This is a genomic window from Pseudoalteromonas sp. PS5 (assembly GCF_004103255.1).
In the GTDB taxonomy this organism is placed as follows: Bacteria; Pseudomonadota; Gammaproteobacteria; order Enterobacterales; family Alteromonadaceae; genus Pseudoalteromonas; species Pseudoalteromonas peptidolytica.
In genome coordinates, this window is sequence record NZ_RCSQ01000019.1 from 1 (window position 1) to 26,495 (window position 26,495).

The window sequence follows — 26,495 nt, forward strand, 5'->3', positions numbered from 1 at the left end:
AAGCATTAAGACTAATTGGTATTGGATACCACAGACGTAGCCAAGCGACTGGCACACCTTCACAACCAAGCAATAACTCGGGAGTTTTCTTATATTGAGAATAAGGCTCTTGGGAACAGAGCCTTTAATTAAGTGTGGCGTTACGCCTCTGGGACGCGAACAAAGCCTTCCATTAGCACGCGAGCGCTGCGGCTCATGACGGCTTTTTTAGCTTGCCAACGGCCAGACTCTTGCTGTGCTTGCGCGCCAACCTTTAAGGTGCCTGATGGGTGCCCAAAGGTCACTGAGTTAAGATCACCGCCACCTGCAGCTTCGTTAACTAGGGTGCCAGGAATTGCCGCCGCGGTTGCTATCGCCACAGCGGCTGTGCCCATCATCGCATGGTGCAGTTTACCCATAGATAAGGCACGAACGTTTAAGTCGATGTTATTGGCTTCCACCGCTTTGCCGCTCGATGCAGCATAAGATTTAGCGGGTGCAACAAAAGCAATTTTGGGGGTATGTTGGCGAACTTTCGCTTCGTCAATATGACCTATCAACCCCATTTTCACTGCGCCATAGGCACGGATCTTTTCAAATCGCTCAAGTACCGCTGAGTCTCCATTAATCGCTTCTTGTAACTCTGTACCTTCATAACCTAAATCGGCAGCACGGAAAAAAAGCGTTGGGATCCCGGCACTAATCATGGTCACTTCAAAGGTGCCTTCATCAGGCACAGTTAACGTATCGACGAGATTGCCCGACGGAAACATATCAACATCTGGGTCGCTTGGATCCATAAACTCAACCACCACTTCTGCTGCTGGGAAAGTTACGCCATCCAGTTCAAAATCGCCCGTCTCTTGCACTTCTCCATTGCTGATAGGAACATGCGCCACTATGGTTTTGCTAATATTCGCCTGCCAGATTTTAACGACAGCAACACCGTTCTCTGGCACTTTACTCGCGTCGACTAAGCCATTGCTGATTGCAAATGCCCCCACCGCAGCCGTTAAATTGCCACAGTTTCCGCTCCAATCAATAAATGGTTTGTCGATAGCAACCTGACCAAAAAGATAATTCACGTCATGGTCGGCTTTGTCGCTTTTACTTAAGATCACGGTTTTACTGGTACTGGAAGTTGCACCGCCCATGCCATCGGTATGTTTACCATAGGGATCTGGGCTGCCAATTACACGTAACAGCAAGTTATCTCGCGCTTCACCTGGTTGCTGCGCGTACTCGGGTAAATCCATTAAATTGAAGAACACCCCTTTAGAGGTGCCACCACGCATATAAGTGGCGGGAATTTTAATTTGCGGCTTAAATTGACTCATGGTTACACACCTTCCGCTTCAAGGAAGTCTTGAGCAAAGCGTTGTAACACGCCGCCAGCAGAGTAAATAGATACTTCTTCAAAGGTATCTAATCGACAAGTCACAGGCACCTCTACACACTCACCACTTTGACGGTTAATCACAAGAGTTAAAGTAGCACCTGGTGCCGGTTCACCCTCAACGTCATAGGTTTCTGTACCATCGAGTTCAAGCGTTTTACGGGTCGTGCCCGCTTTAAACTCAAGTGGTAGTACACCCATGCCGATTAAGTTGGTACGGTGAATACGCTCAAAGCCTTCTGCTGCGATAACTTCAACTCCAGCTAAACGCACCCCTTTTGCAGCCCAGTCACGAGATGAACCTTGGCCGTAATCCGCGCCAGCAACGATGATTAGCGGTTGCTTACGCTCCATGTAGGTTTCGATTGCTTCCCACATTCTGGTGACTGTGCCTTCAGGCTCAACACGCGCCTGTGAACCTTGTACCACTTCACCGTTTTCTACCACCATTTCATTTAACAGTTTAGGGTTAGCGAACGTCGCACGCTGCGCCGTTAAGTGATCACCTCGGTGTGTGGCGTATGAGTTGAAATCTTCTTCCGGTAAACCCATTTTGGCCAGATATTCACCCGCCGCACTACTTGCCAAAATCGCATTCGATGGTGACAAATGATCCGTCGTGATGTTATCGCCTAAAATCGCTAATGGACGCATGCCTTTCATGGTACGCTCGCTCGCCAATGCCCCTTCCCAATAAGGAGGGCGACGAATATAAGTACTCGTTGGACGCCACTGATAAAGAGGGTCGTTGTCTTCACCATAGTCTACCGTGAGGTCAAACATTGGTTCATAAACGGCGCGGAACTGCTCTGGTTTTACGCTTTCTTTGATCACCGCATCGATTTCTTCATCGCTTGGCCAGATATCTTTAAGTGTGACCGGATTACCTTCTTGGTCACGACCAAGCACGCCATTTTCAATATCAAAACGCACAGTGCCTGCAATTGCATAAGCCACAACCAAAGGCGGTGAAGCTAAGAAGGCTTGCTTTGCATAGGGGTGAATTCGACCGTCAAAGTTACGGTTACCCGATAACACCGCGGTTGAATACAAATCACGGTCAATCACTTCTTGTTGGATTTTCGGGTCAAGTGCACCACTCATGCCATTACAAGTTGTACAAGCAAAAGCAACGACACCAAAACCGAGCTGCTCAAGCTCAGGCAGGAGCTTTGCCTCTTCCATATAAGAGCGTACCGCTTTTGAACCCGGTGCAAAAGACGTTTTCACCCAAGGTTTACGAGCAAGACCTAATTTATTGGCATTACGTGCTAGTAAGCCTGCGGCAACTACATTGCGTGGATTACTGGTGTTAGTGCAGCTGGTGATAGCAGCAATGATCACCGCACCATCTGGCATCAAACCATCTTGTGGCGCTTCAATCTCTTTGACGATACCTTGATTGGCAAGATCGTTAGTTGCAACGCGGCGATGTGGATTTGACGGCCCTGCAATATTACGCGTCACTGTCGACAAATCGAACTTAAGTACACGCTCATACTGCACTTTTTGTAAAGAATCAGCCCAAAGCCCAGTTAACTTAGCGTATTTTTCCACCAACTTGATTTGCTCGTCATCACGGCCTGTGAGCTTCAAATAATCAATGGTTTGCTCATCGATGTAGAACATGGCCGCGGTTGCGCCATACTCTGGTGTCATGTTTGAAATTGTCGCACGGTCACCTAAATTAAGGTCTTGCGTACCTTCACCGAAGAATTCTAAGTAGCTAGAAACGACGCGCTCCTTACGCAAAAATTCAGTGATCGCCAATACGATATCCGTTGCGGTGATCCCCGATTGGCGTTTACCAATGATTTCAACCCCGACAATATCAGGCAATCGCATGTAGGACGCCCGACCAAGCATCACGCTTTCCGCTTCAAGGCCACCCACGCCAACGGCAATAACGCCGAGTGCATCTACGTGTGGCGTGTGGCTGTCGGTACCAACAAGTGTATCTGGAAAAGCAACACCGTCGCGCGCTTGAATAACCGGTGACATCTTTTCTAAGTTGATTTGGTGCAAAATACCATTGCCCGGCGGGATCACATCGACGTTTTTAAATGCCGTTTTAGTCCAGTTGATAAAGTGAAAACGGTCGTCATTTCGACGGTCTTCAATCGCGCGGTTTTTCTCAAACGCATCTTCTTCATAACCAGCATGCTCTACTGCCAAGCTGTGATCGACAATCAACTGAGTCGGCACGACAGGGTTGACTTTAGCTGGATCTCCGCCTTTTTCAGCGATAGCATCACGTAAACCCGCAAGGTCGACTAGTGCAGTTTGACCCAAAATATCATGGCAAACTACGCGAGCAGGAAACCACGGAAAGTCCAAATCGCGACGACGCTCGATGATCTGTTCAAGGTAATCATTGAGTTTTTCAGGCTCAGCGCGGCGCACTAAGTTTTCAGCAAGTACACGTGAGGTGTAAGGTAAAGTCTCGTAGCTACCTGATTTTATGGCTTCTATTGCCTCTTTTGTATCGTAATAGCAAAGCTCAGAATCAGGTAAACGTTTACGGAATTGAGTATTCATAACAACTTCCAACAATCTGTGACGGAGAACAGGCGGCCATGACGACCGCCAGAATAGACTTGAGTCGTGCTCGTTTAACGCTCAGAAATAGCAGGAACTGGACGTAATTCTTCGCCAGTGTATTCTGCTGATGGACGAATGATGCGGTTGTCCGCGCGCTGCTCCATAACGTGTGCAGCCCAACCTGTTAAGCGTGACATAACGAAGATTGGAGTGAACAATTTAGTTGGGATTTTCATAAAGTTGTATGCTGAAGCATGGAAGAAATCGGCATTACAGAATAGCTTTTTCTCGCGCCACATTACTTCTTCACAGCGTACAGACACGGGGTAAAGTACAGTATCCCCCACATCTGCTGCTAGCTTTTCAGACCAGCGTTTGATGATTTCGTTACGAGGGTCTGACTCTGAATAGATAGCGTGACCAAAGCCCATGATCTTTTCTTTACGCTCAAGCATGCCCATCATTTCTTGCTCTGCGTGATCCGCAGATTCAAAGCGCTCAATCATTTCCATTGCCGCTTCGTTTGCACCACCGTGAAGTGGGCCGCGTAGAGAACCAATCGCACCAGTAATACATGAGTGCATATCAGAAAGCGTTGAAGCACAAACACGGGCGGTAAAGGTTGATGCGTTAAACTCGTGCTCGGCATAAAGGATAAGCGACACGTGCATTACGCGCTCATGCAGCTCACTTGGCTTTTCACCATGAAGTAGGTGTAAGAAATGAGCACCAATTGAGTCGTCATCCGTCTCCACGTCGATACGAACGCCATCATGGCTAAAACGATACCAGTAGCAAATAATACTTGGGAAGCTCGCTAACATGCGGTCGGTTACTTTACCTTGCTCGTCAAAGCTTGCTTCACCTTCAAGGTTGCCAAGCATTGAACAGCCAGTACGTAATACGTCCATCGGGTGTGCGTGAGCAGGAATACGTTCTAATACTTCTTTTAACGCCTGCGGCAAACCGCGCATTGCTTTTAGCTCACTTTTATATGCGTCCAGTTCAGTTTGATTTGGTAAGTTACCTTTAAGGATAAGGTGAGCCACCTCTTCAAACTGACAATTTTCAGCTAGGTCCTTTACATCGTAACCACGATAAGTCAAACCTGAGCCCGACTTACCTACCGTTGATAGTGCTGTTTTTCCCGCTACTTGACCACGAAGGCCCGCGCCACTTAGTACTTTAGCCATATTATTGTCTCCTGAATTTTTTACCTGCTGGGTATTGATATTTTGTGCTGCTGAGTAACCCCAGCAGCTTTAATTTTTTACTTATTCTTACCTTCGGCGAAAAGTGCATCGAGCTTTTGCTCATAATCGTGGTAACCAAGGTAATCATATAAATCCATACGGGTTTGCATGGTATCGAGTACCGCTTTTTGGTCACCGTTTTCTAAAATGGACTGATACACCAACTCTGCCGCTTTATTCATTGCTCTAAATGCACTAAGCGGATATAGCACCATGTCTACACCCCACTCTCCTAACTCAGCTTTATTCCAAAGCTCAGTTTTACCAAACTCTGTGATATTCGCGAGGATGGGCACATCAAGTGCTTCGCTGAATGCACGATAGTGTTCTTCAGTTTGTACCGCTTCTGCAAAAATGCCATCAGCGCCTGCCGCAACATAAGCTTTCGCACGCTCAATTGCCGCTTCTAGTCCTTCTTGTGCAAAAGAATCTGTTCTTGCCATGATGAAAAAGTCAGGATCGGTGCGCGCATCGACTGCTGCTTTAATACGGTCAACCATTTCTTCTGTCGACACGATTTCTTTATTCGGGCGGTGACCACAACGCTTTTGCGCCACTTGGTCTTCCATGTGTACCGCTGCAGCCCCTGCTTTTTCCATATCTCGAACGGTTTTAGCAATGTTAAATGCACCGCCCCAGCCAGTATCAATGTCAACCATCAAAGGAAGATCACAGGCAGAAGTAATTCGACTTACATCAGCAATTACATCATTTAAAGATGTCATTCCTAAGTCAGGCAAACCATATGAGGCATTAGCAACGCCACCACCTGAAAGATAAATAGCTTGATGGCCAATCTTTTTTGCCATTATCGCGCTGTAAGCATTAATAGTTCCGACAATTTGTAACGGCTTATTGGCTTTTAGTGCCTCACGAAATTTTTTTCCTGCGCTCATGATGATGTTCTCTCTTATATATGTGATTGATTGCTTGCTAACTTGGCTGCGATATTATTTTTAGAATATTGAATATGTCGACGCATCAGTATTTCTGCCAGCTCTGGGTCGCGGTTACTGATTGCACGAACAATATGTTTATGCTCGTCAAATGCAGTGGTAACCCGAGGCCCAGCCATCCCTAACTGTACGCGATACATGCGCACTAAGTGATATAAACCATTGACCAGCATAGAGATGAGGCTAGCATTTTTACTGCCAAGGATAATGCGGTAATGAAAATCAAGGTCACCCGCTTCCTGATAGTAAGAGTGTTGATTTTTGACCTCATCGAATTGGCTCGACAGAAGACCTTCTAAATCCTGTACTTCACCCTCGGTCATGTACTGTGCAGCCAGTCTTGCTGCCATCCCTTCCAGCGCCTCTCGAATTTGATAAAGCTCCATCAAACCTTCTGGTGTAAGGGTAACAACACGTGCTCCAACGTTGGCTTTACGTTCAACCAAGTGACATGACTCCAAACGATTAATTGCCTCACGAACAACCGCTCTACTGACTTCATACTTTGTCGACAATTCCATTTCGCTGAGCTTGGAACCTGCAGCTATCTCTCCTTCGACAATCTCCTTTCGCATACGAAAGAATGCTTTATCAGAGGAAGTAACCGCTTGTTCATCTAAAAAGCTCATCATTAGTTGGCCAGTCATCGTTATTTAAGTTGTAGACAATATAGTGTTGGTTGACGTTAGCGTCAACCTAGAAAAGCGAAAATTGTCGACAATTTTCAATATAGACACTATTCACCAGTTTTATGGTGTGAATAGAATTTACCGTTGATTCATTCATCACGTACAGAGGTAACGACGACATTCATTGCGCAGGATAACAATTCTGCATATTATGATATGTAATAGGACAAAAGGCTGACTATTAGCAATGTGGCGTTACCCCCTCATCACAACAATATTCCTGCTGGCAACAGGCCTTGCCAACGCACAATCTTATTCTGTGTTGGTGTATCATGGCGCAAACCCACCCTATTATTTTGAAGAGAAAGGCAAACCAACAGGCATATTTGTCGACATTTTTCAGGAGCTGAGCAACCTGACCTCACATCAATTTAGCTTTATTCCACTTTCTGTAGCCAGAGGACAGCGTTACTTTGATGGCGGTGATGTAGACATCGAACCCGGCGTAAACCCAGTTTGGCGTAAAGCCGCCAAAGTACCCGGCATATATAGTATTAACTACGCCTTTTCAACAGAAGTGTTATTAGGGCGAAAAGTAAACTGCAAGGGAAAGCAACAACCTGAACACTTTTACGGTGCGCTCGTCGGCAAGGTAAGAGGATACCACTACGACACATTCGAAGAGCATCTAGGTAAAGGTAAGATCTCCATTTACGAGAATATTTCTGAAAAAGAACTCCTCGCGCAGCTTGAGCATAACCGTCTAGATTATATTATGATTGGCGCAGAAACCGCGGATTATTATATCTCTCAGCAACCTAAATATCGTGATTTTTCCCCTTGCTTTAGAATAAGCCGCTTGCCGGTGCACATGCGCTTCCAACCTCATTTGACACAGTTAAATCTGGAAATAAACACGGCGCTGAGCCGCATGATTAATGACGGCAAAATAAAAGCCATTTATGCTAAATATAAAATAACGCATTGATGGCTAGAGCTGCAACTTCACGTCTTGCTCACGATACCAATGGTCAGGTAGTCCATCTTCTAGAAAAAGAGTAGTATTAGCTACTCTTAATTTACTCACGTTACCAAATAACCAAGGAAAAAACTTGATAGAACGTATTGAAACTAAACAACGAATGAGCCGCATAGTTAAACATAACGGGACAATTTATCTATGTGGTCAAGTCTGTAAAGATGCCGAGCAAGGGATAAAAGAACAAACCGAGACCATGCTTGAAAAAGTTGACGAACTGCTTATTCAGGCGGGCAGCGACCGCAAGCACATCCTTTCTGCAACAATTTATATTAAAGACATGAAATATTTTGCTGAAATGAACGAAGTATGGGATGCGTGGGTACCGCAAGGGTATGCACCTGCACGTGCTTGTGTTGAAGCGAGCATGGCTCGTGATGCTTTGCTTGTTGAGATTTCGGTAGTCGCTGCAGAAATCTAGCTGATAAATTAAGGTAAGTGCGATTAACATTGCACTTATCTGTCATATCTGGCTCTTCGATACCGGCAAAGTTTGGCAATAACACCAACCAAGATTTCCTCACGTCATTAGATTCTATTTGCTGTTAGTGAGCATAAGCTGATGCATTTCTTCATTGCCTTAATCTTGCAGGTTTGAGCTCTAATAATTTCGATTTTTAAATACCATGGGTGTGAGCAGCATAATTACTAAGATTATGAACGCTATTGTAAAACCAACTTGCTGAACCATATTAGCACCAGAAAAACACATCAAAGTGGCTATCGTCAAAACAGCAATTTGAGCAAACCCAATTAAGCCTCTTTTCCCACGGTTTCCATCACCCTTAAACACCCAAAACAGAATAATGGGTAGCGATAAAGCAAACAAAATAAGTAAGGGAAAAAGCAACCCTGATGCTGCGTGTACCATCTACATTTCCTATTTACCTATGCTAACGTTAAGTAATGAGCCGCTAAACTATTATACTGACAGCACGGAAGTTAATTCAAAATAGTACCAAACGTTCCATTGAAAATGTTGCGCTACTCGATACTTTCCACAGCCACCAAATTAAGACCTTCACTCGCTGTTGGCGCTTCAAAGTATTGGGTTACATGATGAAATACAGCTTCTGTATCAAACATTGACCTTTCTGGTTGTTCTACCCGACGCATAGCGATTTGAGATAAACATTGCTCGTCGGTTAACGCTAGATACCAGAGCTCATAATCACTATTTACTTCAGAACATAGTGATACGAACCATGACCTTTGCTTGACAGTATTTGCTGGGAAATCCATAACAACATTAACCCCAATACTTAATAAGTTTTGCACATGAGATTTAACAAAAGGTTTAATGAGGTTTGAGTACTGAATGTAATCATCAAAAGTTTGAATTTGAGAAGGATAATGCGCTGACAACCAATCATCTTCTGAAATTAAAATTGCATTATTTACAGTAGCGACTGTCCGAGACTTTGTCGATTTCCCCGCCCCCATCTTGCCACAGAAAAAGAACAGCTTTCCTTTATTTTCCATATTTTCTCCATTTGTACTTAGCAATCACTTAATTGGTGAAAAACACTTAGCGATGAGTCATGGTAAAAAACACTTTTGTGTAGGTTTGCCTTAGCTTTCTTTGAATTATACATCTTCGCTACCCCACTATAAGTGGTACCTACTTCTTAGGCAAGCCCTATAAATAGTAGGCTAAGCGAAAAGTGTAACCCCCCTTTACAATTACTTCTGGCTATAGCGATAAATTTGGCAACTTGGATGTTTCAACCAACTTTGCCAACGTGATTGATATCGCTTAAGCCACATTTCACTGGCTTTTTCATTCGTTTTTGCGTTTATATTAACTTGCAAAGCAAACTGTGCAAGGTCGTCAGAATTAAAGGTCATACTTTGTAAAATCGCAAAGGCGCACGGTTGTGAGCGAACAAACGCGCTTGACGCTATTTTCTTTATCCAACCATCACGAGGGTTTCCACAGTCATGTAAGAAATCTTTATTTATGCCCCATTGTGGCTGCGTTCCACACTCTATTGTATAAGGTGGAAACTCTACAAAATAGCCAGCATAACGTGCTTCCACCCAGTTTGGGGTCCAATTAAATATTAAAATAGGCTTTTTGTTTTTGTACGCATCTTTTAGGACGCGCACCAGTGAAAAGTCGTCAGGTAAGTTTTCGACTCTATAATTCAGGTTTAATGCTCTAATTCTCGCTGAATCGTTCTTTTCCCATGGACCGTTATAATATACACCTCTTGGGTCATCACCTTCGCTAAATAAATGTGCACAATCGTTTAAAGCTCGCCAATCAGGTAGCTTGGGGCATAATTTTGCGACATAATCCGGATACCACCACTCTTCTCGTGTAGAAATAGGATACGTACCCGCCTGCTGAATATCACCCGAATGCAGCAATTGTTCTAGTTTATCTTCCATTGTGCCTTGCCATACCTCAACTTGCACATCAGCATGGTTATATTTTAAGTAATACCACTGCCCTACGGTTGGCAAAGAAATAAACTGTGACTGAATTCCAGCGTGCTTGAGCAAGCTGGCATAAATATTAGACACCACCAATTGGCTTGCCCAATCATTAACAATGATGCGTACTGGTTCTGCATGAGCAAAAAACCCTCCACATAAATACAGTAGTCCTCCTAAAGCCACGCGCTTACATCGTAAAGTATTCATATTGAATCAAGCAAACAGTGTACATTTATTAAGTTATAGCTGCTCGGCTCTAGATTGTGAACTTAAACCATTAGCAAACACACATCAATGCGTAAATCACATTCATCCACTTCGAAGATCAGATTTACGTGTTCAAAAAAATATAGACTGTTCGGCAAACAGGTCGGCGCTTTGTGGTAACCACTGTTCATAATGCCTATAATCATATTGTCTAAATTACCATGGCTACCAATATAGGTAGACTTCGCGATAACCATGCCACGTCAATTGCGTGTTTATTTGTTCGAATGAACTATCGCATTAATTAAGCGCGACCGCCTCTCCCGTTAAGTCTACAAATAACCAATAGCGCTTATTGTTAAGCTAACAAGTAAGGTAGCGCGATTAAAACAAGCACTTATTACAACTGGTTTATGTATCCAACCAAAGGGAGAGCGGCTTTACTGCTTTTGTGATCAAGGTTGCTGTTTAGTCGGTGCTATTGCTATCTCACGAATACATACATTTTGTGGTTGGTTGTATGCGAACATAACCGTTCTTGCGACATCATCGGCACTCAACGCTCCACCAATGTCTTTTTTCCAGTTTTCATAGCCATCTTTTATGTCGTCAGAAGTGGTATGAGAAAGCAACTCGGTTTCAACTGGCCCTGGGGCAATCGTAATTACACGAACATTGGCTGAGGCAGCCTCTTCTCTTACATTCTCAGAAATGGCATGTACAGCGAATTTAGTGCCGCAGTATGCCGCATGATTTGGAAATGTTTTTTTACCTGCAATAGAGCTAATGTTGATAATAGTTCCCGTGTTTCGTTCTAGCATAGGGGCAAGTGCGGCTTGCATACCATTCAGTAACCCAATAACGTTCACATCAAACATGTGTTTCCACTCACTTGGCTCTTGAGTGTCAATTTGTCCCAATAGCATAACCCCCGCATTATTTATTAATAAATCGACCTCTCCAAATAATTGCTCTGCTTTCAGTATTGCTGCTGTAAAAGCATGTTTGTCCGTAACATCAACTTTTTCGCACAACGTATTGGGCAAATTCAGTGCTTCTAATTTTTCTACTCGACGTGCGAGCAGCAGCAATGGGTGACCTTGTGCGCTTAATTGACGTGCAATTGCTTCACCAATACCCGAACTCGCACCTGTAACAACAACTAGCTTTTTCATATTTGATTACCTTTTATCGATTAAAATTGAACACCCATCTTGTAGCGAAAAGCAATAAACCATCGCTTTTCCATTAAGCTTTAATGCTATTGAGTGACTAGGTACTATCTTAAAGCTAGTTTATTAGTGCATATATATCATTTCAGTTGAAACACTGTTGCACCTGAGCAACAATAAACATCACGACTATGTAATACTAATCAGTTGCTCGGATTTTGAACTCTAACAATGATGCTTCATTAGATCTTTTAGAATAAGGAGAGTGTTTAGTGATAATTGACCAAATAAGCTTGGATGATATTCGTATTTTTGCCGTAGTTGCTGAACAGGGTAGCTTCACTAGCGCGGCAGAGTTGCTTAAGGTCTCTCGGTCACATATATCAAGAAGAGTAAGTGCGCTTGAAAAACAAACTGGTTTGACGCTGCTACAAAGAACAACAAGAACATTAAAATTAACGGATAGTGGTAAACGACTGGTTGCTCAATGTCATAGCGCAATACAAAAAATTGAATATGCCCTAGTAGATGCCATTAATGATAATGATAATCTTAAGGGAAGTATCCGAGTCAACAGCGTTGGTGGGTACTTGGGTGAAGTCTACGTTGCGAGTCTCGTTAGTGAATTTATGAAACTGCACCCTGAAGTGTCTGTTGAACTTGATTTTAGTAGCCATCGAGTTGACTTAATTAACGATGAATTTGATGTTGCATTTCGTATGGGGAAGCTCGAAGACTCAGGTTTTGTCGCGCGGCAATTATGTATGATAGAAATGTGTACGCTCGCAAGTCCCAATTATTTAACTGGTAAACCGGTGATTAAGCACCCAAAAGAGTTGCAAATGCATTGCTGCTTAACCGGCTCTGTTGCACATTGGCGCTACTTGCACCATCAAACAAATGAATCATATTCCGTTTCCATTGACGGTACCTTACGTTGTAAAAACGGACAAGTATTGATCAGTGGTGCTCTTAATGGACTCGGGATAATACGCGTGCCTCGGATTTATTGTCAAAATGCGATAGACGAAGGAAAGTTGGTGGAAGTGTTTACTGAATGGCATATTCCAAGTGTTGAGTTTTCTCTTCTTTATCACAAGGATAAACATCAAGCTAAGAGACTGGCTGCATTTATTGAATTTACAAAAGCATACTTCTTAAATACTTAGCTAGTGGCGTCCCTTCGTTATTCCGAAGTCAACCGTTTAACAAAATAAGTTATCAACAAAGTTTTAGGTAAAGCCAAAGGCTTCCATACTAAACAACCTTAACTTGGGATAAATAGTTAAAAGTAGCTAAATACTCGTATTTCTTAGAAAAGCAAATGCACGATTAATTAATTCGTCATACTCTTGTCCTCATCGGTACGCCACTGGTGCGCGATATTTAGGGGGCATAAACTGCCTCCTAAAACATTTAACGTCTCGCTGCCCAAAACACGATCACCACTAGCATGTTCGCAATCAGCAAGTAGGGCATGGTGTTATCAACGCCATACAGTCCAGTACCAACTATCGGCCCACTGATAATTCCCAACCCTTGAGCAGCCGACACTATACCAGCAGCCGCGCCTTGTTCGGTAGGGTTGACCGAATTAGCAGCCAGTGCAGAGACCGATGGATAAATCCAACCCATACCAAACCCAGCTATTGCATAACTCGCCCAAATAGTCATGGTATTGACCGCCAACACAGCGCTTACAAACCCAACAGCAGCAATGAGCCCGCCACACAAGATTAGTTGTTTTGGTTGCCATGTTAATTTCTGCAATACAATCTGGGCAATAATCAATGCAACTCCAACAATAGCCAAAGCAACACCCGCAGCCCTAGCTGCTTGAGCGGGTTCAAGTTGGAGCTGATCAAGTACAAAAAAGCCAACTATAATTTGCGCCACCGCCACACTAAAAGTGCTGACGAATGCGACTCCAACAGCACTTCGCAAACGTTTATCACCGAGGCTTACTGTATTAGCCGATGGCTGAGCATGCAGCTCTACTTTTGGTAATACGCGCCATAGAACAAGCAGCGCGATAACCGGAAAAAAGGCTGTAATATACAACGGCAAGCTTAAACTTATTGGCCCAAGCAAACCAGCAAGACCAGGGCCAATCACCATTCCAGCAGCACTTGCAGCGCCAACTCCAGCCATTGCACCAGCACGGCTATCTGGTGCTATATGGTCTGCTACCAACGCTGCCGTTGTTACAGGTACCGCCGCATAAAAAAATCCAGCGATCCCTCGACCAACAACAATACCAATAAAAGCCATCACAGGCAGTATTGCACTGTGTAAGGCATAATCAATAAACAGCGCCAATATAAAGTAACTAACCACAAATCCAGTGAGACCGAACAACATCACTGGACGGCGACCTTTTCTGTCACTTAGTCTCCCCCACACCCGTGCCATGATAACCCAGGCTAACCCAGCTACAGTTACAGCGGCACCTACTTGCCAAGCTGACAATCCTATAACTCGAGCAATGGGTGCAGCTAAGGCCGCAAAGGCCATCATTGCCATAGTGCATACAAAGGTTTCAAACATCATTGGCTTTAAGCTAAAAGATGTTGCCTGCAACGATTTAGTATTATTCCTTATGCTGGTCATTTGAGCTCCATTTCATCAACAGGTTTTGACAGTTTTCCGACTTCATCTATTCACCCAAACATCTGTCCTCAAGATGATTGTCATCTAGTGTGCGATCAGTGCGTTGCTGGTTAACCGCCGCACTCTTCGCTGCTCGATATAAAAATGCCCGCACATCATCAATAGGAGGGTCAGGGTTGCGCCTTAGCATATTTTCAGCAACCGATTGAAAGATATCTGCAGCTGTTTCAGCACAACCAACTTTTCTGATGAGAAATCGGCTGACTTCTAGTCGGTACTTTTCTATTGCCCCCGCCATAGATACAGTATACACCTCTGATGACCTACGGCCTTTTGCTGAAAATAACTTCTAAGTTATTGATAAATCGTTACTAACCACATAACTACGGGCAAAGAAAGAGAATCCAGGCAATACTGTAAGGCTTCGTGTAACAATACCGCAAATAGAAACCACTCTCAATAACACACTGCAATTAGGTACAACAATAAACCTGGTCAAAAATTATGCTTTCTACATAACTGCTACTCGCTGTCGCGTTTTTTCAAAGTTGTACTTTTAAGATGCTGTAAAAAGCTTAGATCCAAACTCGGAGTTATTAATTTAGGGGATAATTAATCAAAAACGTGTACAGCAACCTTATTTCAAAGTGTTTTGATACTAAAGCGAAATAATTCGTTGCACTGTTTAGTTGAGCCTGACGCAACCATGATGAACAAATACTAGCTCAGAACAGTGTCAACCCTCGAATACTTACGCAGGCACAGTATCTAATCAGCTTGCCTTTTAACCTCACTGATAACGAATAACACCGTATTGATTACTTCGGTAGGTTTTTCAAATTGTATGTAATGCGACGTGTTATGGAATAATTTCAAATGACTATTAGATGACCATGATGCTTGGTCGTTAAACATATAACGGTCTTGCTCCATTACTGCCGGCACAATATCACGGCTTAAACCTGCATTGGCAAGTTGTAGATCAGACATTTTTGTGTAATTAACAATGTTACCGAGAACAAACATAGGTCTGTCGCCAAAGTTTCTTAGTGAACGGATTTGTTTTAGACCAACAGAGTAATTCAAAATTTCCTGAGATAAAGTATGATCAGATAATGGTGCAAAGGCTTTCACAGCTTCTGAATGATACTGTGATTGATTTGGAAAAGCGAAACTAGCCTGATTATTTATAATACGAGTTAAACCTATTATATCCATAATGGGCTTAACTATTTGGAAAACTGAATTTTTTAAAGATAGAATCAATGGTATTTCAACATCTTGAACTAAATCCATCTGCTCTGGATGAGGTGAGTCTATCAACACAATACCAGCAACTTTTTTTTCAAACAGCTCAGTAAATTTCGTAATATATACACCACCAAATGAATGACCAACCATAATATATGGAGGTTTCTCATTCGATATAACAAGCGCTTTATTTAAATCACTCGCAATATCTTGCATCAAATTGTTTGTTCGGGGCCGAGGGTCACTCCACATGATACCTGCACGATCATAAGCACAAGTTCTCGTTGTTTGAGCTAATTGGTCATGAACTGCCGACCAACTTAATGAACCCAAAGTATCTAAGCCTGATTCAAGAATAACAATAGGCGTACCTTCCCCTCTGCAGTCAATGTGCAAAAAGCGAGAACCTATATCAACTAATGAGCCGTTAGCTGGATACTTTAATAATGTATTATTTCGAGAGACTTGTTCATAAGTTATACCGAAACTAAGAAGTAACAGTACAAATAAACAAAAACTTAAGACAGTTTTGCTTTTAGATAACAACGGTAATACCCTATATTTAATTTAAGTAGGCTAACACCTTCCTAATTAACACACAAATAATTGAATAAAATAAGCAGCACTAGTGCACACGCCGAGCTTTAAGAACCCTGTCAAAATTCGGTTGTTATATATTTTTATTCAAAACTTTAGAGATAAATAAACTTCTAACAGGAATTTATTAATCCTACTAGGTTTGCTGATATTTCTTGTAGTATTCATCATTTCATCCATTGTCATTTTGCGTCCTTTTGTTTAGGAATTTGTCATATGCCGAATATATAGTGCTTGTTTAACAAAGTTAACCGTGTAACCAAAAAAAGATACATAGCATTAAATTATCACATCGGATAATTTTTATGACTTTAAAGTTGATTCTATTTATGCCATTACAGGCGTATTCGGTCAGAAGCAAAACGAATAAGCAAAAGTCTACTGTGTAGTATTCCTTTGTTAAAGCATGTTTCAGCATTTTGCTCACTCCGAGCTGACCCTCGGCAAGCCTAACTTTTTAACTAACGTTGCAAATTGCTCATTTGTATATGGCCCAAATACAAATTCGTCGTGCTCTGCAAACTCGTGATCTTTGATTTTATCAATGTAATAAAAAGAGCAAGTTTGATATGGGCAAGCATAAACTGATATATATTTTTTATTAGTGGTAATATTTACAGGCTCATGAATACGCCCAATATAAGCACCTTCACCAATGCTATAACCTAAAGTTTTAATACCATTAATATAGTAAACTTCATACGGCAACTCTTCCCAAATAGGGGAGCAACCAATTAGAGATAATGTTGCCAAAGCTAGAATTACTCTCATAAGCCTCCCCAAATACTAATGCATTGCTTAAAGGCGTAAAAATGTTTGGCTACAATTGGCGAAAAATATGCGCAGGCCACGCCTTGTTCGTCCCCCTTTAATATACATATTAGATTTTAAATACTGATGACTGCGAGCATATCTTCATTGTCTTCATCCATACCAACCTCAACAAAGCCAAAGCTAGAATAGAACTCCTTAGCCACAGGATTCTTAGGGTTATAGCAAATTTCTATTTCCTTAATGTTTGCAAGCTGCTTAATTTCGGCTAAAGCAAGATCTAACGCTTTACGACCAATGCCATTTTTTTGGTGTTTATGATCAATCATAAACCGCCAGATTGAAACCTTTGTAATCGACTCTTTAGCCCACATAAAGAAGCCGACAGGCTCTTTTTCCAAGTATATTGCTCTGGTTTCATACCCATCGTTAAACATAGATTCAACAAGTGACCACATATTACAAGCAACGTATTCTTCTTGCTCCTTTGATACATCAAGCTCACACACTGCTTCGTAATTATCTTTTGTAATCTGACGAAGTGACACTTCCAAGATTTTCTCCTTAAAGCTGGTGTTACCTACCAAAAGTAGACAGCTTAATTTATGCATACCTGCTTGCGTATTCCATTGGACTTAAATACCCTCATGCTGAACGCAATCGTACGCGGCTATAAAATATTTCAATGCACTCAAATATACTCACTTTAACTTCCTCAAGCGACTGATATTTGAGTAAAATACTAACTCCCGTTTAATTTCGAATAAAAAGGCTCCATCACCACATTATCCCAACAGTTATTTCTTCTACTCGTACTAGTTGTAGCTCCTATGTTACCTATAAGCCCTTGGTACACTAGTACTCTGCATTGAATATCTCTAACCGAGTGTGTAATCAAACCGGCTCAGATTTCTCTGCGCTCAATTGCCATTTTCAACGCGCTTATTATCAGTAATTCTGTCATTTGCGTATAAAATGACCCACTAACTATCGCTCGAGGAAATAGGTCCATCACTGCCATAAAGTAAAGCCATTGCCCTTTACACCATATATACGTGATATTTGTCACCCATTTCTCGTTTGGAGAAGCCGCAAAAAACTTCCTGTTTAATACATTTTCAGCCACATTCGGTGTCGCATAGCTAGACTGAAGAGCTACATTGAATGGAGCTAGATTGACGCTCACTTCAACTCAGAATTACACAAAATTGTCTATTATTCGTATCGAAACAACTCTAAAGTAAGGTAGCTATTGGTGTTTTCATATTTCTAAACATCAAAGCCTAAGCATCGTACAGGGCAAGACGCTGTGGTTAACAGAGCTTAAGGGGTTATCGCTAAATAATTTATTCGGTTAAGCCAGCAAATATTCACAATTTGCTAGATTTGTGCGCCGTCGCCTTTTAAGGGTTTCACAGCAAGCGGTGAGTACTCACGGGATGGGCAGTTGGTTGTTGCCTGGAGGTTTTATGCAACTGATAAGACACTTGCTTTAGTAAAAATGCAAAAGCGCTCTAATAAAATAATAATTACACTCGGTTGCTGATATATAAATTTAATTGAACATGTCATGAAAAGCCCACTCTAATTGGGAGTGGGCTAATTTAAAAATTGTTACTTATGGAAAGCTACTTTTTAGAGAGTACCAACTGGGTTAATCCGTTGTGGGTTTATCAACACACTGAGTGACTGCATAAGCCGCAATTCTATAATTACTACCTAAACATATACCCACTTTGTAGGTTTTACCTAACTCTAGGTCCAGGGAATCTAGGTCAATGGGGTTTTCTGTTAATTCATCTGTCAGATTTTTACAATAGTAGACACCCGTATCCGCGCTCGTTCCTTGTGTTGAACCGTCCCCTTCTAAATTTGGAGCGACCTGACCATTATCCCAACCATAGTTGGTGTTAACATCTGTAATAAACAACCAGCAGGTACCATTTTTAGGCTTTTGAATGTCTGACGGTACCTCAAAGCTAATAGAACCAGATGATGGCATTAGCTGTAATTTGTTAATGCTCGTTTTATCGTTCACTTCAGATGTGCCACAGCATTTATCAATAAGTGCGCTTGCTGCAATCACATCCGCTTTTTTTGATTGTAAAAAAACACCTGCAACTAAATAAAACTTGGTTGCAGAATCAAATTTGGATAAACTTTCAGTACAAATCTCAACTTTACGATTAAAATACACGTTATTCATTGGCTCAGTATACTTATCAGTTAATGCATCGCCATTTTCGTCTTGCAGCTGATACCAAATTTTGGCCTCAACGCCTTTTGGTGGTGAAACTTTTGGCCCTGTATATTTAAAGGTCAAGGCTTTGTTTTGATTGTCCCAGGAAATGTTAGACAGGTATGATTCTTGAGGCTGTACAAATACTTGTTTACCTCCTTTAAAAGTTTTAAGCACAGGAATATCACGCATCCCTTGTGCAGGGTAAGCCATGTTTTTGCGGTTTTGGTACCTCAGCGGTGACTCTGCCAAAATCGTGAAGTCTGCGCACTTACCAACTTCCAACGATCCTACCCATTTATCCGCGTGGCATTGCCAGGCAGCATCATAAGTCATCGCTTTAAGAGCTTGAAATGGCGTAAGTCGTTCATTCGGGTTTAATACTTCCAGGCTTTGGTTTGGCGCACTTTCCATTAGTCGAGTGATGGCCTGCTCCATATAACGCAAAGGTCCCATAGGCGTAACACTATAATCACTATGAAGTGTTATTCGCATATCATGGTTATTAATGGCTGATGCACATAAATCTAATTGGTCTGCTCGTTGTTGACCGATAATAGTATTTTTAAAATTCCACCCCCAATAACCGACATGCCCAATAGTAAAACTTGGTGAAATGCCAAGGTGTTCCATTTCAGCCATGGTACGTGGTGAAAGCAAGGAGCAGTGCTCAATTCTGTCTCGACGTTGGTCTATAGTGTTTTTCGTAATACCAGCTTGTTTAAAGGCGCTGAGCGTTCTGTCTATCGCGTGATCGCCATTAGCATGCGTCATCGTCGGCCAACCATAATTGTTGGCTATTCTCATTAGTCCATTAAACTCTATTGGGTAGCCATAATTAAACAGGCCTGTAATATTCTGCTCTGCTAATTTTTTTATTTTATCTTCATTTTCTTCATTGAAGTCTGACTGTTCTGCATGGGCAAACACTTCATAATTTTCATTACAATCATACGGCGTATACTGATAGCCAGTTAATCCTTGTGAAGAACCATCGGCTATAAGCTTTAGAAAAGAAAGATTAAAGTCTTCGTCACCTGAGTTGGGCAAACCCAAAGAGCCGATGCTTGTATTCAATTGTTCCAAACTATCTATCAAGTAAGCACCGCCTATGCGTACCTTACTCTTTGAGCTTTTGGCATACACTTTTAAAATCTCTATTTGCTTCTCATCTAGCGCAGCATCCAACATATATGTGCTACCATGAGACACCGCACTTTCAAACAGCTTATCGAACTCTTGTTTAATTCGTTCTTTTGCTTGTAGCTTAATTTTCCCGTTTTCATAGTCATATGTTTCTATCAGAACTTTTAAAACTGGCACCATTTCAGAGAGTTCTTCAAGTACCCCGTTTTTACCTGTACTAACTTTTTTTTGTTTTTTACTTCCATTTTCTGCTTCTACGCTTATGTTATGTTCATCAATGACCTTAATCGCCGCATTATTAATATATGCCAAATGTCCTGATGTATTTGTAATATAAATCGGCACAGAATTAGATATGCCATCTAACTTACCCGCATTTATAACTTTATTCCCAGAAGAGAATAATGAAGGATCCATATTATGCCCTAGAATCCAACCTTCACCTGCTGTCATATTGTCTGCTTTTTCGGTCAAGACCTTTTTAACCCAATCAAAATTATATTTATCTTTTGGAAACACATTCTCCCGAAGTTGCTGACCATAAAAAGGGCTTAAATCTAACCCTGCATTAATTACCGCGCTGGGAATAATATGCACATGAGGCTCAATAAATGCAGGAATTAAAGTGGCTGCACCTTCAATTTCTTCGACCTTAGGTACTGAGTCTGAGAATTCTTTTTTTACATCTTCAAAACTACCTGCAGCGCAAATTTTTCCATCTTTAATACCTATTGCTTCGACATTTTCATTCATTCCCTCTCGCATAGTTAAGATTGTGCCGCCATTTATAGCGTGCATAATAAAACTTTCTGTCGCGTTATCTTCGGTTTGATCATTCAATTCGCAAGACGGGTTAAAATCTTTTGGCAATAAGCTTTGCCATAATTTACTGCCACAAGCACAGTTAAATATTTGATTACATTTATGAGTCATTTTTTATCCTTAATTTGAAATAGATAGTCTATTCTTCATCTAATGCAGTTCTTTTTTTAGCCAAGCACACAAGCATGGCTGCGAACAACACAGAACACATTTACAAATGAAGGGCAAAGTCACAATAAAACAATTAGGTAATGAGTTTAGGTAGTTTATACATACAATATACAGTAGCACACGAAATGGAGAGTAAAAATTACATAGAGTTACACGTCTCTTGCAATCCACTTCCTTTAATATGTGACATGTAAACTTTGGTTTTTTGGTAAAGTCATCAGCAGAGTTTGCAGCAAAGTTATTCGCTGACTTTCAGAGAATTACGGCAGAAGCACAATTTCGTTAACAATGAGCTTTTTACTACAAGATATGACACATGAATTTGAAAAAGGCCATTACACTTCATGCTCTTAAGTTATTTTAAACGTAAGGCGCTTCTCGTATTCATAAATTAAGATTCATCGCTCAAACAGGCTGTATTCGCCATCAAGTTAGGACTATTTTATACATGGCCATGATGTCAGCAATACAATCTAACCCAGTTTTTAAAGGTCAATATCAAAAGCTAGTTTCTGCCGGAAAACCGAAAAAAGTGGCACTTATTGCGTGCGTTCGCAAAATGATTGTGATCTTAAATTCTATGCTTAGGGAAGGTGTAATGTGGGAAGCGCCAACAGCTTAAAATTAGCTATTGACGCCATAGTCTCTTGTTATATGCTTTCATTCGCCACTTCCTGATCAAACCATACATGCTCAGTTTCGCCACCCAAGTTAAAACGATAGCCGAAAGGTAATGCCATATATAGTGCTAATTCAGGGCGTTTTTCAATGATATGTTGGAAATGAACTGTAACCAAGGAATCAATATTTCCATTATATTCATCGGTAGTTAACCACCAACCACTCATATGTTCAGGTGAAGGATAACGAACTCCTTCAACAGGGGTAATTCCTTCGTAAATACCTTTTGAAATAGTTACAAGTTGAGTTTGTTTTACTGGTTGGTATAGAGCACCATAATGTTCACAACACTCTTGCTGATTTAACTCAATACTCAAGATTTAAACTCCAAGCTTTCAAAAGCATATAACGCCTAGCTCTGGGGCTGCATGGAGCTCAGCGTAATGCAGTCCCTAGCAGACACTTGTTAGTGCTAAAACCTGCCGCCATTTGACGGCATATTCCAAATCGGATTTTTGAGCTCGAATCGGTCAAAAATTTCTTTTGCTTCATTTACCGACCACTTAACCCAATCACGGTTTAGATGATTTCCGTACCAAACCTTGGAAAATTCCCATACATTGTTTATTGGTTGAACATCGCCCTTCTCCATACCGTGACGTTCACACCAATTATCAATTTCAGATTCTGACTCAAACATGAGCATAGTACTGCATGTATAAGTAACGTTCTCCCAAGCCTTAACCATTGGAATTGGAAAGTGGACAAATATCTTTTTGTTCGTTATTTGACCATTCTTAATTTCCACAACAACTTGTTTGGATTCACCACCCAAAGTAGTAGTTATTGTTAAATCACGGTCAAGCAGTGCTGCGGCACCCAATGAACACCAAGCGCAGTTTCCCCACCAACTTCCTTTTTCAGACTCGATCCAAAAATTAGTCGGAGCGGTAGAAAACGGATGCATTACCCAGACCTCAGAAGACACAGGATGCAAAACCACTCCGTGGTAATCCTGAAGCGCTCTAAGGGCTTCAGCCATATCATTCGTTGATACTCCGAATGCTCTAGACATTTCTATGATTTTTGGAGCTCTTCCCTCATCGACTATATGCTTAATTATGTAATAGTGAAGACTTGAATTGCTTAAATTCACTAGCGACCTCTCTAGCATCTGTGAGCACTAACGCTTGCCGTAAACGGCACAAAATAGCAGGCTAAAATTGGCGACGAAGGAGCACAGCCTGCTGTTTTGTGTCCTTTGGTTGAAGCGCTTGTTAGGCATGATTTTTATCAGGTTGGATGTCTATTCCTTTGATTAACAACCAAAGGCCAAACGTTATTTCAAAAAAAGCTCCCGGCATCATGAAGTAACTCAATACTTGAGGTGGATTAAGTAGAACAATATTTGAAAAACCATACACCACCATCGAAATATAAGTGAATAGCCCCCAAAGAACCAACCATTTAGGTACGTAATTGGAAACGTAGAACAAATACATGAAAATCGTGGCACCAATACCCATGATAATTAAAAGAACATCCCACATCGAGCCACTTATTTTCACAAATATGCTAGCTAATGTATGCAACTGCTCATCTTGAAATACAGTTGAAAATTCTGGATTCTTTAAAACTGCTATTACTGCCAATGTAATGATTGTTGCGACAAAGCCGAGAAGCCCTTCTCCAAACCTGAAAAGTAGTGCCACGAGAGCAAAATTTTTGTTTATCGTTTTAGTAACTAGGTACTGTGCCCATGAAGCCCAAATAACAGCTATAAACATAATAATATCTATAGTTTGAGCAAGTCTGAACCTTATCTCAACCTCATCAAAGGCCCCAAAGTTGTATATACCTTGCTTAAATAGTAGTGAATTAAACATCCCTAAAATTATATAAATCAAGTACGCAGCACCTAAATGCTTAACATACAACTTAAATGATGAACCATTATTGCCCATTGATAATTATCCTGTGATTGCTGAGTGTTTAAATGCCTAACGCTTGCCTAACCGGCGCGAAATAGCAGGCTAAAATTAGCGACGAAGGAGCGCAAGCCTGCTATTTTGCGTCCTTTGGTTGAAGCGCTTGTTATACTTTACTTATTACGCTGTTGTGCTAGAAATGCTGCATACTCTGATCTAGCCTTGCTGTTTGGTTTTAAACTTCTTGATTCACACCAAACAAGTAATTTACTAATTTTAATTGATATTTTTTTCACTTGCTGGCCACCAGCTCTAAGTTCTCTAATTACATTTTCTGCGTTTTGTCGCCACTCTTGGTAAGAGTCGTCCAGCGTATCAGGATCTTCTACTGTTTCTTTTAACTTTTGCCATTCATCAGGTTCAAACCAAGCAAAGGAATAAACGATTTGTTGTTCACTCATACTGGACTTCTCCGTGAAATATAACGCTTGCCGTAAACGGCACAAAATAGCAGGCAAAAATCGGCGACGAAGGAGCACAAGCCTGCTGTTTTGTGTCCTTTGTTTAATGGCCTTGTTATAAGTACGTTATTTACCAGCTTTTCCAGCTTCTAAAATTGGGAGCCCTGCTTCTGTTGGTATATAGATACGCTCTCCATTACCATCTTGCAACCCCTTAATCCAGACGTAACGAAGGTAAGCTTCATTACCTTTGAGCGACTCTCCGATTATTTTATTAGCTTCAGCTGCTGCTTTTGCTCGTTCTATATCAGCCTGACCTTCAGCTTTGGCTTGGACTATTTTCGCTTCGCCTTCTGCTTGAGCCAAAGTAACTCGCGCTTTAGCTTGCATTAAAGACGCTTGCTCTCTCGCCTTTGCTTCTTCAATTAGGATTTGCTTGCTCCATTCAGCTTCTTTCAGAGCTGCAATCCCGTTCATTTCTAATTTATATACTTTGTACTTTGGCCATGCCCAAAGCGCTAGGACAATTAGAATTACAAAAAATAATACTGTGGCAACAAGGCCACCAAAAGCTATTGCATTTCTATTGGGATGCACGATTCCTCCTAGTACTTATAACGCTTGCCTAACCGGCGCGAAATAGCAGGCTAAAATTAGCGACGAAGGAGCGCAAGCCTGCTGTTTTGCGTCCTTTGGTTAAAGTGTTTGTTATACATCGACAACTTCACAATCCCAGTTTTCTATACTTGATTTGAACTCTGAAATGAAAATTAAAGCGAAAGCCAACACACCAAATGTAATACATAGCCAAGTAGGAAGCACTCCTTGAGCAATACCTATTCCAGCTAAAGCGCCCAGAATTATTGGGGGTATCCAGTAATATATTGGCTTTTTAGGTGGTTTTATATATTTAAGTTTATAAAGTTTAACTAGCACGCCTTCTTTGTTCAAAGAGCACTCATTGCGACCTTTAATTAGGTCTTTACTCTCGAAGGTAACCTCATATTCAACCCCGTCGATCGTGAATTTATGGCTAGATTTCATTTTATAATTCTGGCTTTCAGAAACTAGCTTTCCATTAACAGAGACAAATTCTTTTCCAGAGAAAGGGCTACATTTATAAACGATTTCATTCGAGTCAACTTGAAAAATGAAAGTAGCCCCTTCTTTAAATGAGACTTCCACAGATTCATTGATTTTCATCCAGACCCCTTAGATGTATAACGCCCAACTAAGGGGCAAATAATTAGCTTGGCTATAATTTTGAGCGAAGCGACAAAAGCCAAGCTTTATTTGTCCCTCTTGAGTTACTTGTATGGATAATACACCCATCTTAATTATTCTTTTTATACCGGTTTAGGGTAAGGTGAGACCCAAGCTTTAGCTGCAACTAAAGCCTTCTTTTACAGTAGTTCGATTGAGCAAAGGCTCCTCTGTTGAGAGACCGATAACAAGAAAGAACGCTGTAAAAGACTCCAAGCACCACACTCGAATAGTCTACTGGGCCTCGAGCCCGCATTATGCAAGCAAGAGTTAGCTTATATGAATACTAAAACAAATCAAAGCATTAACATCGGTGTTGATACCGGTAAATTTCAACTCGATATTTATATTCGACCTTTAGATATTTACTTCTCTGTTTCTAACGATGAAAAAGGGATTAAAGAAGCTGTCAAAACAATCAAAAAGCACAAACCCGAACGTATTATTATTGAAGCCACTGGTAGATTAGAAATGCCATTTATTATGGCATGTGCCAAAGCTGGCTTACCATTCGTAATAGCCAATCCAATTCATGTAAAACGCTTTGCTGGCGCAATTGGTCAACGTGCTAAAACAGATAAGCTCGATGCTAAACTCATTGCCCACTATGGTGAAGCTATTAAACCATCGTTATCTCAGTTAAAGCCCGAAACTATGCAGCTTATGAGCGATTTAGTAGCACGCAGAAACCAGTTACTCGTCATGCAAACAATGGAGAAAAACCGTCTTCAGATATTGCCAAAAGAACTCGCTATGACAATAAAGCCTATCCTCACTGCATTTAAAAATCAGATAAATAAAATAGAAAATAAAATCGTCAAATTAATCGAGTCATGCCCCGAATATCAGGCTAAAAATCATCTACTTCAAAGCATGAAAGGCATTGGAAAAATCGCGGCAGCATCCATCATTAGTAACTTACCTGAACTGGGATATATGACCAACAAACAAGCTTCCGCATTAGTTGGAGTTGCACCGATAAATAGTCGCCCCTGAAACCA

At 41.4% G+C, this 26,495-nt stretch carries 24 protein-coding genes and 2 pseudogenes; 5 read left to right on the forward strand and 21 right to left on the reverse strand.

The features are described 5' to 3' along the window. Positions 1-140 precede the first annotated feature (140 nt). From prpF to D9603_RS02625, 5 genes are all read right to left on the reverse strand, one after another. Positions 141-1,316: a 2-methylaconitate cis-trans isomerase PrpF gene (prpF, locus tag D9603_RS02605; RefSeq protein WP_128729937.1), complete on the reverse strand. Its 1,176-nt coding sequence runs from the start codon at positions 1,314-1,316 to the stop codon at positions 141-143. 2 nt (positions 1,317-1,318) lie between these two features. Further along, positions 1,319-3,913 carry a Fe/S-dependent 2-methylisocitrate dehydratase AcnD gene (acnD, locus tag D9603_RS02610; RefSeq protein WP_128729938.1) on the reverse strand — a complete coding sequence of 865 codons (2,595 nt, stop codon included), beginning with the start codon at positions 3,911-3,913 and terminating at the stop codon, positions 1,319-1,321. Positions 3,914-3,987: 74 nt separating this feature from the next. After that, a complete protein-coding gene (gene prpC / locus D9603_RS02615; protein WP_128729939.1) occupies positions 3,988-5,109 on the reverse strand; it encodes a 2-methylcitrate synthase in 1,122 nt (373 codons plus the stop codon). Between the two features lie 77 nt (positions 5,110-5,186). Continuing rightward, complete coding sequence (prpB, locus tag D9603_RS02620) at positions 5,187-6,065, reverse strand: methylisocitrate lyase (RefSeq protein WP_125252620.1); 879 nt, start codon at positions 6,063-6,065, stop codon at positions 5,187-5,189. A 14-nt stretch (positions 6,066-6,079) separates the two neighbouring features. Beyond that, positions 6,080-6,754: a GntR family transcriptional regulator gene (locus D9603_RS02625; protein WP_176032818.1), complete on the reverse strand. Its 675-nt coding sequence runs from the start codon at positions 6,752-6,754 to the stop codon at positions 6,080-6,082. A 247-nt stretch (positions 6,755-7,001) separates the two neighbouring features. Between D9603_RS02625 and D9603_RS02630 the strand changes: the two genes are divergently transcribed. Together D9603_RS02630 and D9603_RS02635 are read left to right on the forward strand one after the other, a co-directional pair. Beyond that, a complete protein-coding gene (locus D9603_RS02630) occupies positions 7,002-7,742 on the forward strand; it encodes a transporter substrate-binding domain-containing protein (RefSeq protein WP_128729940.1) in 741 nt (246 codons plus the stop codon). A 124-nt stretch (positions 7,743-7,866) separates the two neighbouring features. After that, a complete protein-coding gene (locus tag D9603_RS02635; RefSeq protein ID WP_128729941.1) occupies positions 7,867-8,214 on the forward strand; it encodes a RidA family protein in 348 nt (115 codons plus the stop codon). 563 nt (positions 8,215-8,777) lie between these two features. Here D9603_RS02635 and D9603_RS02645 read toward each other — a convergent pair. From D9603_RS02645 to D9603_RS02655, 3 genes are all read right to left on the reverse strand, one after another. Further along, positions 8,778-9,275 carry an ATP-binding protein gene (locus D9603_RS02645; RefSeq protein WP_128729943.1) on the reverse strand — a complete coding sequence of 166 codons (498 nt, stop codon included), beginning with the start codon at positions 9,273-9,275 and terminating at the stop codon, positions 8,778-8,780. Positions 9,276-9,476: 201 nt separating this feature from the next. After that, a complete protein-coding gene (locus tag D9603_RS02650) occupies positions 9,477-10,442 on the reverse strand; it encodes an ABC transporter substrate-binding protein (protein ID WP_128729944.1) in 966 nt (321 codons plus the stop codon). Between the two features lie 455 nt (positions 10,443-10,897). Further along, a complete protein-coding gene (locus D9603_RS02655) occupies positions 10,898-11,617 on the reverse strand; it encodes an SDR family oxidoreductase (protein ID WP_125252613.1) in 720 nt (239 codons plus the stop codon). A 269-nt stretch (positions 11,618-11,886) separates the two neighbouring features. Between D9603_RS02655 and D9603_RS02660 the strand changes: the two genes are divergently transcribed. After that, positions 11,887-12,783: a LysR family transcriptional regulator gene (locus D9603_RS02660; RefSeq protein WP_161972715.1), complete on the forward strand. Its 897-nt coding sequence runs from the start codon at positions 11,887-11,889 to the stop codon at positions 12,781-12,783. A 247-nt stretch (positions 12,784-13,030) separates the two neighbouring features. Here the strand turns inward: D9603_RS02660 and D9603_RS02665 are convergent, their stop codons facing one another. The 7 genes from D9603_RS02665 to D9603_RS02700 form a co-directional block, all read right to left on the reverse strand. Continuing rightward, entirely contained in the window at positions 13,031-14,224 is a 1,194-nt protein-coding gene (locus D9603_RS02665) for an MFS transporter (protein ID WP_128729945.1), read from the reverse strand. A 46-nt stretch (positions 14,225-14,270) separates the two neighbouring features. Further along, on the reverse strand, positions 14,271-14,537 hold the full coding sequence (locus D9603_RS02670) for a sigma factor (RefSeq protein WP_128729946.1): 267 nt from the start codon (positions 14,535-14,537) through the stop codon (positions 14,271-14,273). Between the two features lie 455 nt (positions 14,538-14,992). Beyond that, positions 14,993-16,021, reverse strand: coding sequence for an alpha/beta hydrolase (locus D9603_RS02675; RefSeq protein WP_161972716.1), 1,029 nt, complete (start codon positions 16,019-16,021; stop codon positions 14,993-14,995). A gap of 474 nt (positions 16,022-16,495) precedes the next feature. Continuing rightward, a complete protein-coding gene (locus D9603_RS02680) occupies positions 16,496-16,843 on the reverse strand; it encodes a hypothetical protein (protein ID WP_128729948.1) in 348 nt (115 codons plus the stop codon). A gap of 116 nt (positions 16,844-16,959) precedes the next feature. Continuing rightward, positions 16,960-17,397, reverse strand: coding sequence for a GNAT family N-acetyltransferase (locus D9603_RS02685; protein ID WP_125252611.1), 438 nt, complete (start codon positions 17,395-17,397; stop codon positions 16,960-16,962). A gap of 350 nt (positions 17,398-17,747) precedes the next feature. Further along, positions 17,748-18,029, reverse strand: coding sequence for a DDE-type integrase/transposase/recombinase (locus D9603_RS02690; protein ID WP_128729949.1), 282 nt, complete (start codon positions 18,027-18,029; stop codon positions 17,748-17,750). Between the two features lie 468 nt (positions 18,030-18,497). After that, positions 18,498-21,161 carry an amidohydrolase family protein gene (locus D9603_RS02700; RefSeq protein WP_128729950.1) on the reverse strand — a complete coding sequence of 888 codons (2,664 nt, stop codon included), beginning with the start codon at positions 21,159-21,161 and terminating at the stop codon, positions 18,498-18,500. Positions 21,162-21,642: 481 nt separating this feature from the next. On the opposite strand from D9603_RS02700, the pseudogene D9603_RS02705 reads away from it, so the two are divergent. Beyond that, a pseudogene (locus D9603_RS02705) lies at positions 21,643-21,843 on the forward strand (IS110 family transposase); the annotation flags it as partial. Positions 21,844-21,871: 28 nt separating this feature from the next. Here D9603_RS02705 and D9603_RS02710 read toward each other — a convergent pair. The 6 genes from D9603_RS02710 to D9603_RS02735 all read right to left on the reverse strand — a co-directional run bounded on the left by D9603_RS02710 (position 21,872) and on the right by D9603_RS02735 (position 25,434). After that, on the reverse strand, positions 21,872-22,219 hold the full coding sequence (locus D9603_RS02710; RefSeq protein WP_128729951.1) for a hypothetical protein: 348 nt from the start codon (positions 22,217-22,219) through the stop codon (positions 21,872-21,874). A 95-nt stretch (positions 22,220-22,314) separates the two neighbouring features. Further along, positions 22,315-22,998 (reverse strand): alkylmercury lyase family protein, encoded by a 684-nt coding sequence (locus D9603_RS02715; protein WP_128729952.1) that lies wholly within the window; start codon positions 22,996-22,998, stop codon positions 22,315-22,317. A gap of 121 nt (positions 22,999-23,119) precedes the next feature. Continuing rightward, entirely contained in the window at positions 23,120-23,806 is a 687-nt protein-coding gene (locus D9603_RS02720; RefSeq protein WP_128729953.1) for a DUF4386 domain-containing protein, read from the reverse strand. A 137-nt stretch (positions 23,807-23,943) separates the two neighbouring features. Then, on the reverse strand, positions 23,944-24,231 hold the full coding sequence (locus tag D9603_RS02725; RefSeq protein WP_128729954.1) for a hypothetical protein: 288 nt from the start codon (positions 24,229-24,231) through the stop codon (positions 23,944-23,946). A gap of 126 nt (positions 24,232-24,357) precedes the next feature. After that, positions 24,358-24,828: a hypothetical protein gene (locus D9603_RS02730; RefSeq protein WP_128729955.1), complete on the reverse strand. Its 471-nt coding sequence runs from the start codon at positions 24,826-24,828 to the stop codon at positions 24,358-24,360. A gap of 111 nt (positions 24,829-24,939) precedes the next feature. Then, complete coding sequence (locus tag D9603_RS02735) at positions 24,940-25,434, reverse strand: hypothetical protein (RefSeq protein ID WP_128729956.1); 495 nt, start codon at positions 25,432-25,434, stop codon at positions 24,940-24,942. 339 nt (positions 25,435-25,773) lie between these two features. Between D9603_RS02735 and D9603_RS02740 the strand changes: the two are divergent. Then, a pseudogene (locus D9603_RS02740) lies at positions 25,774-26,478 on the forward strand (IS110 family transposase); the annotation flags it as partial. Positions 26,479-26,495: the final 17 nt, after the last annotated feature.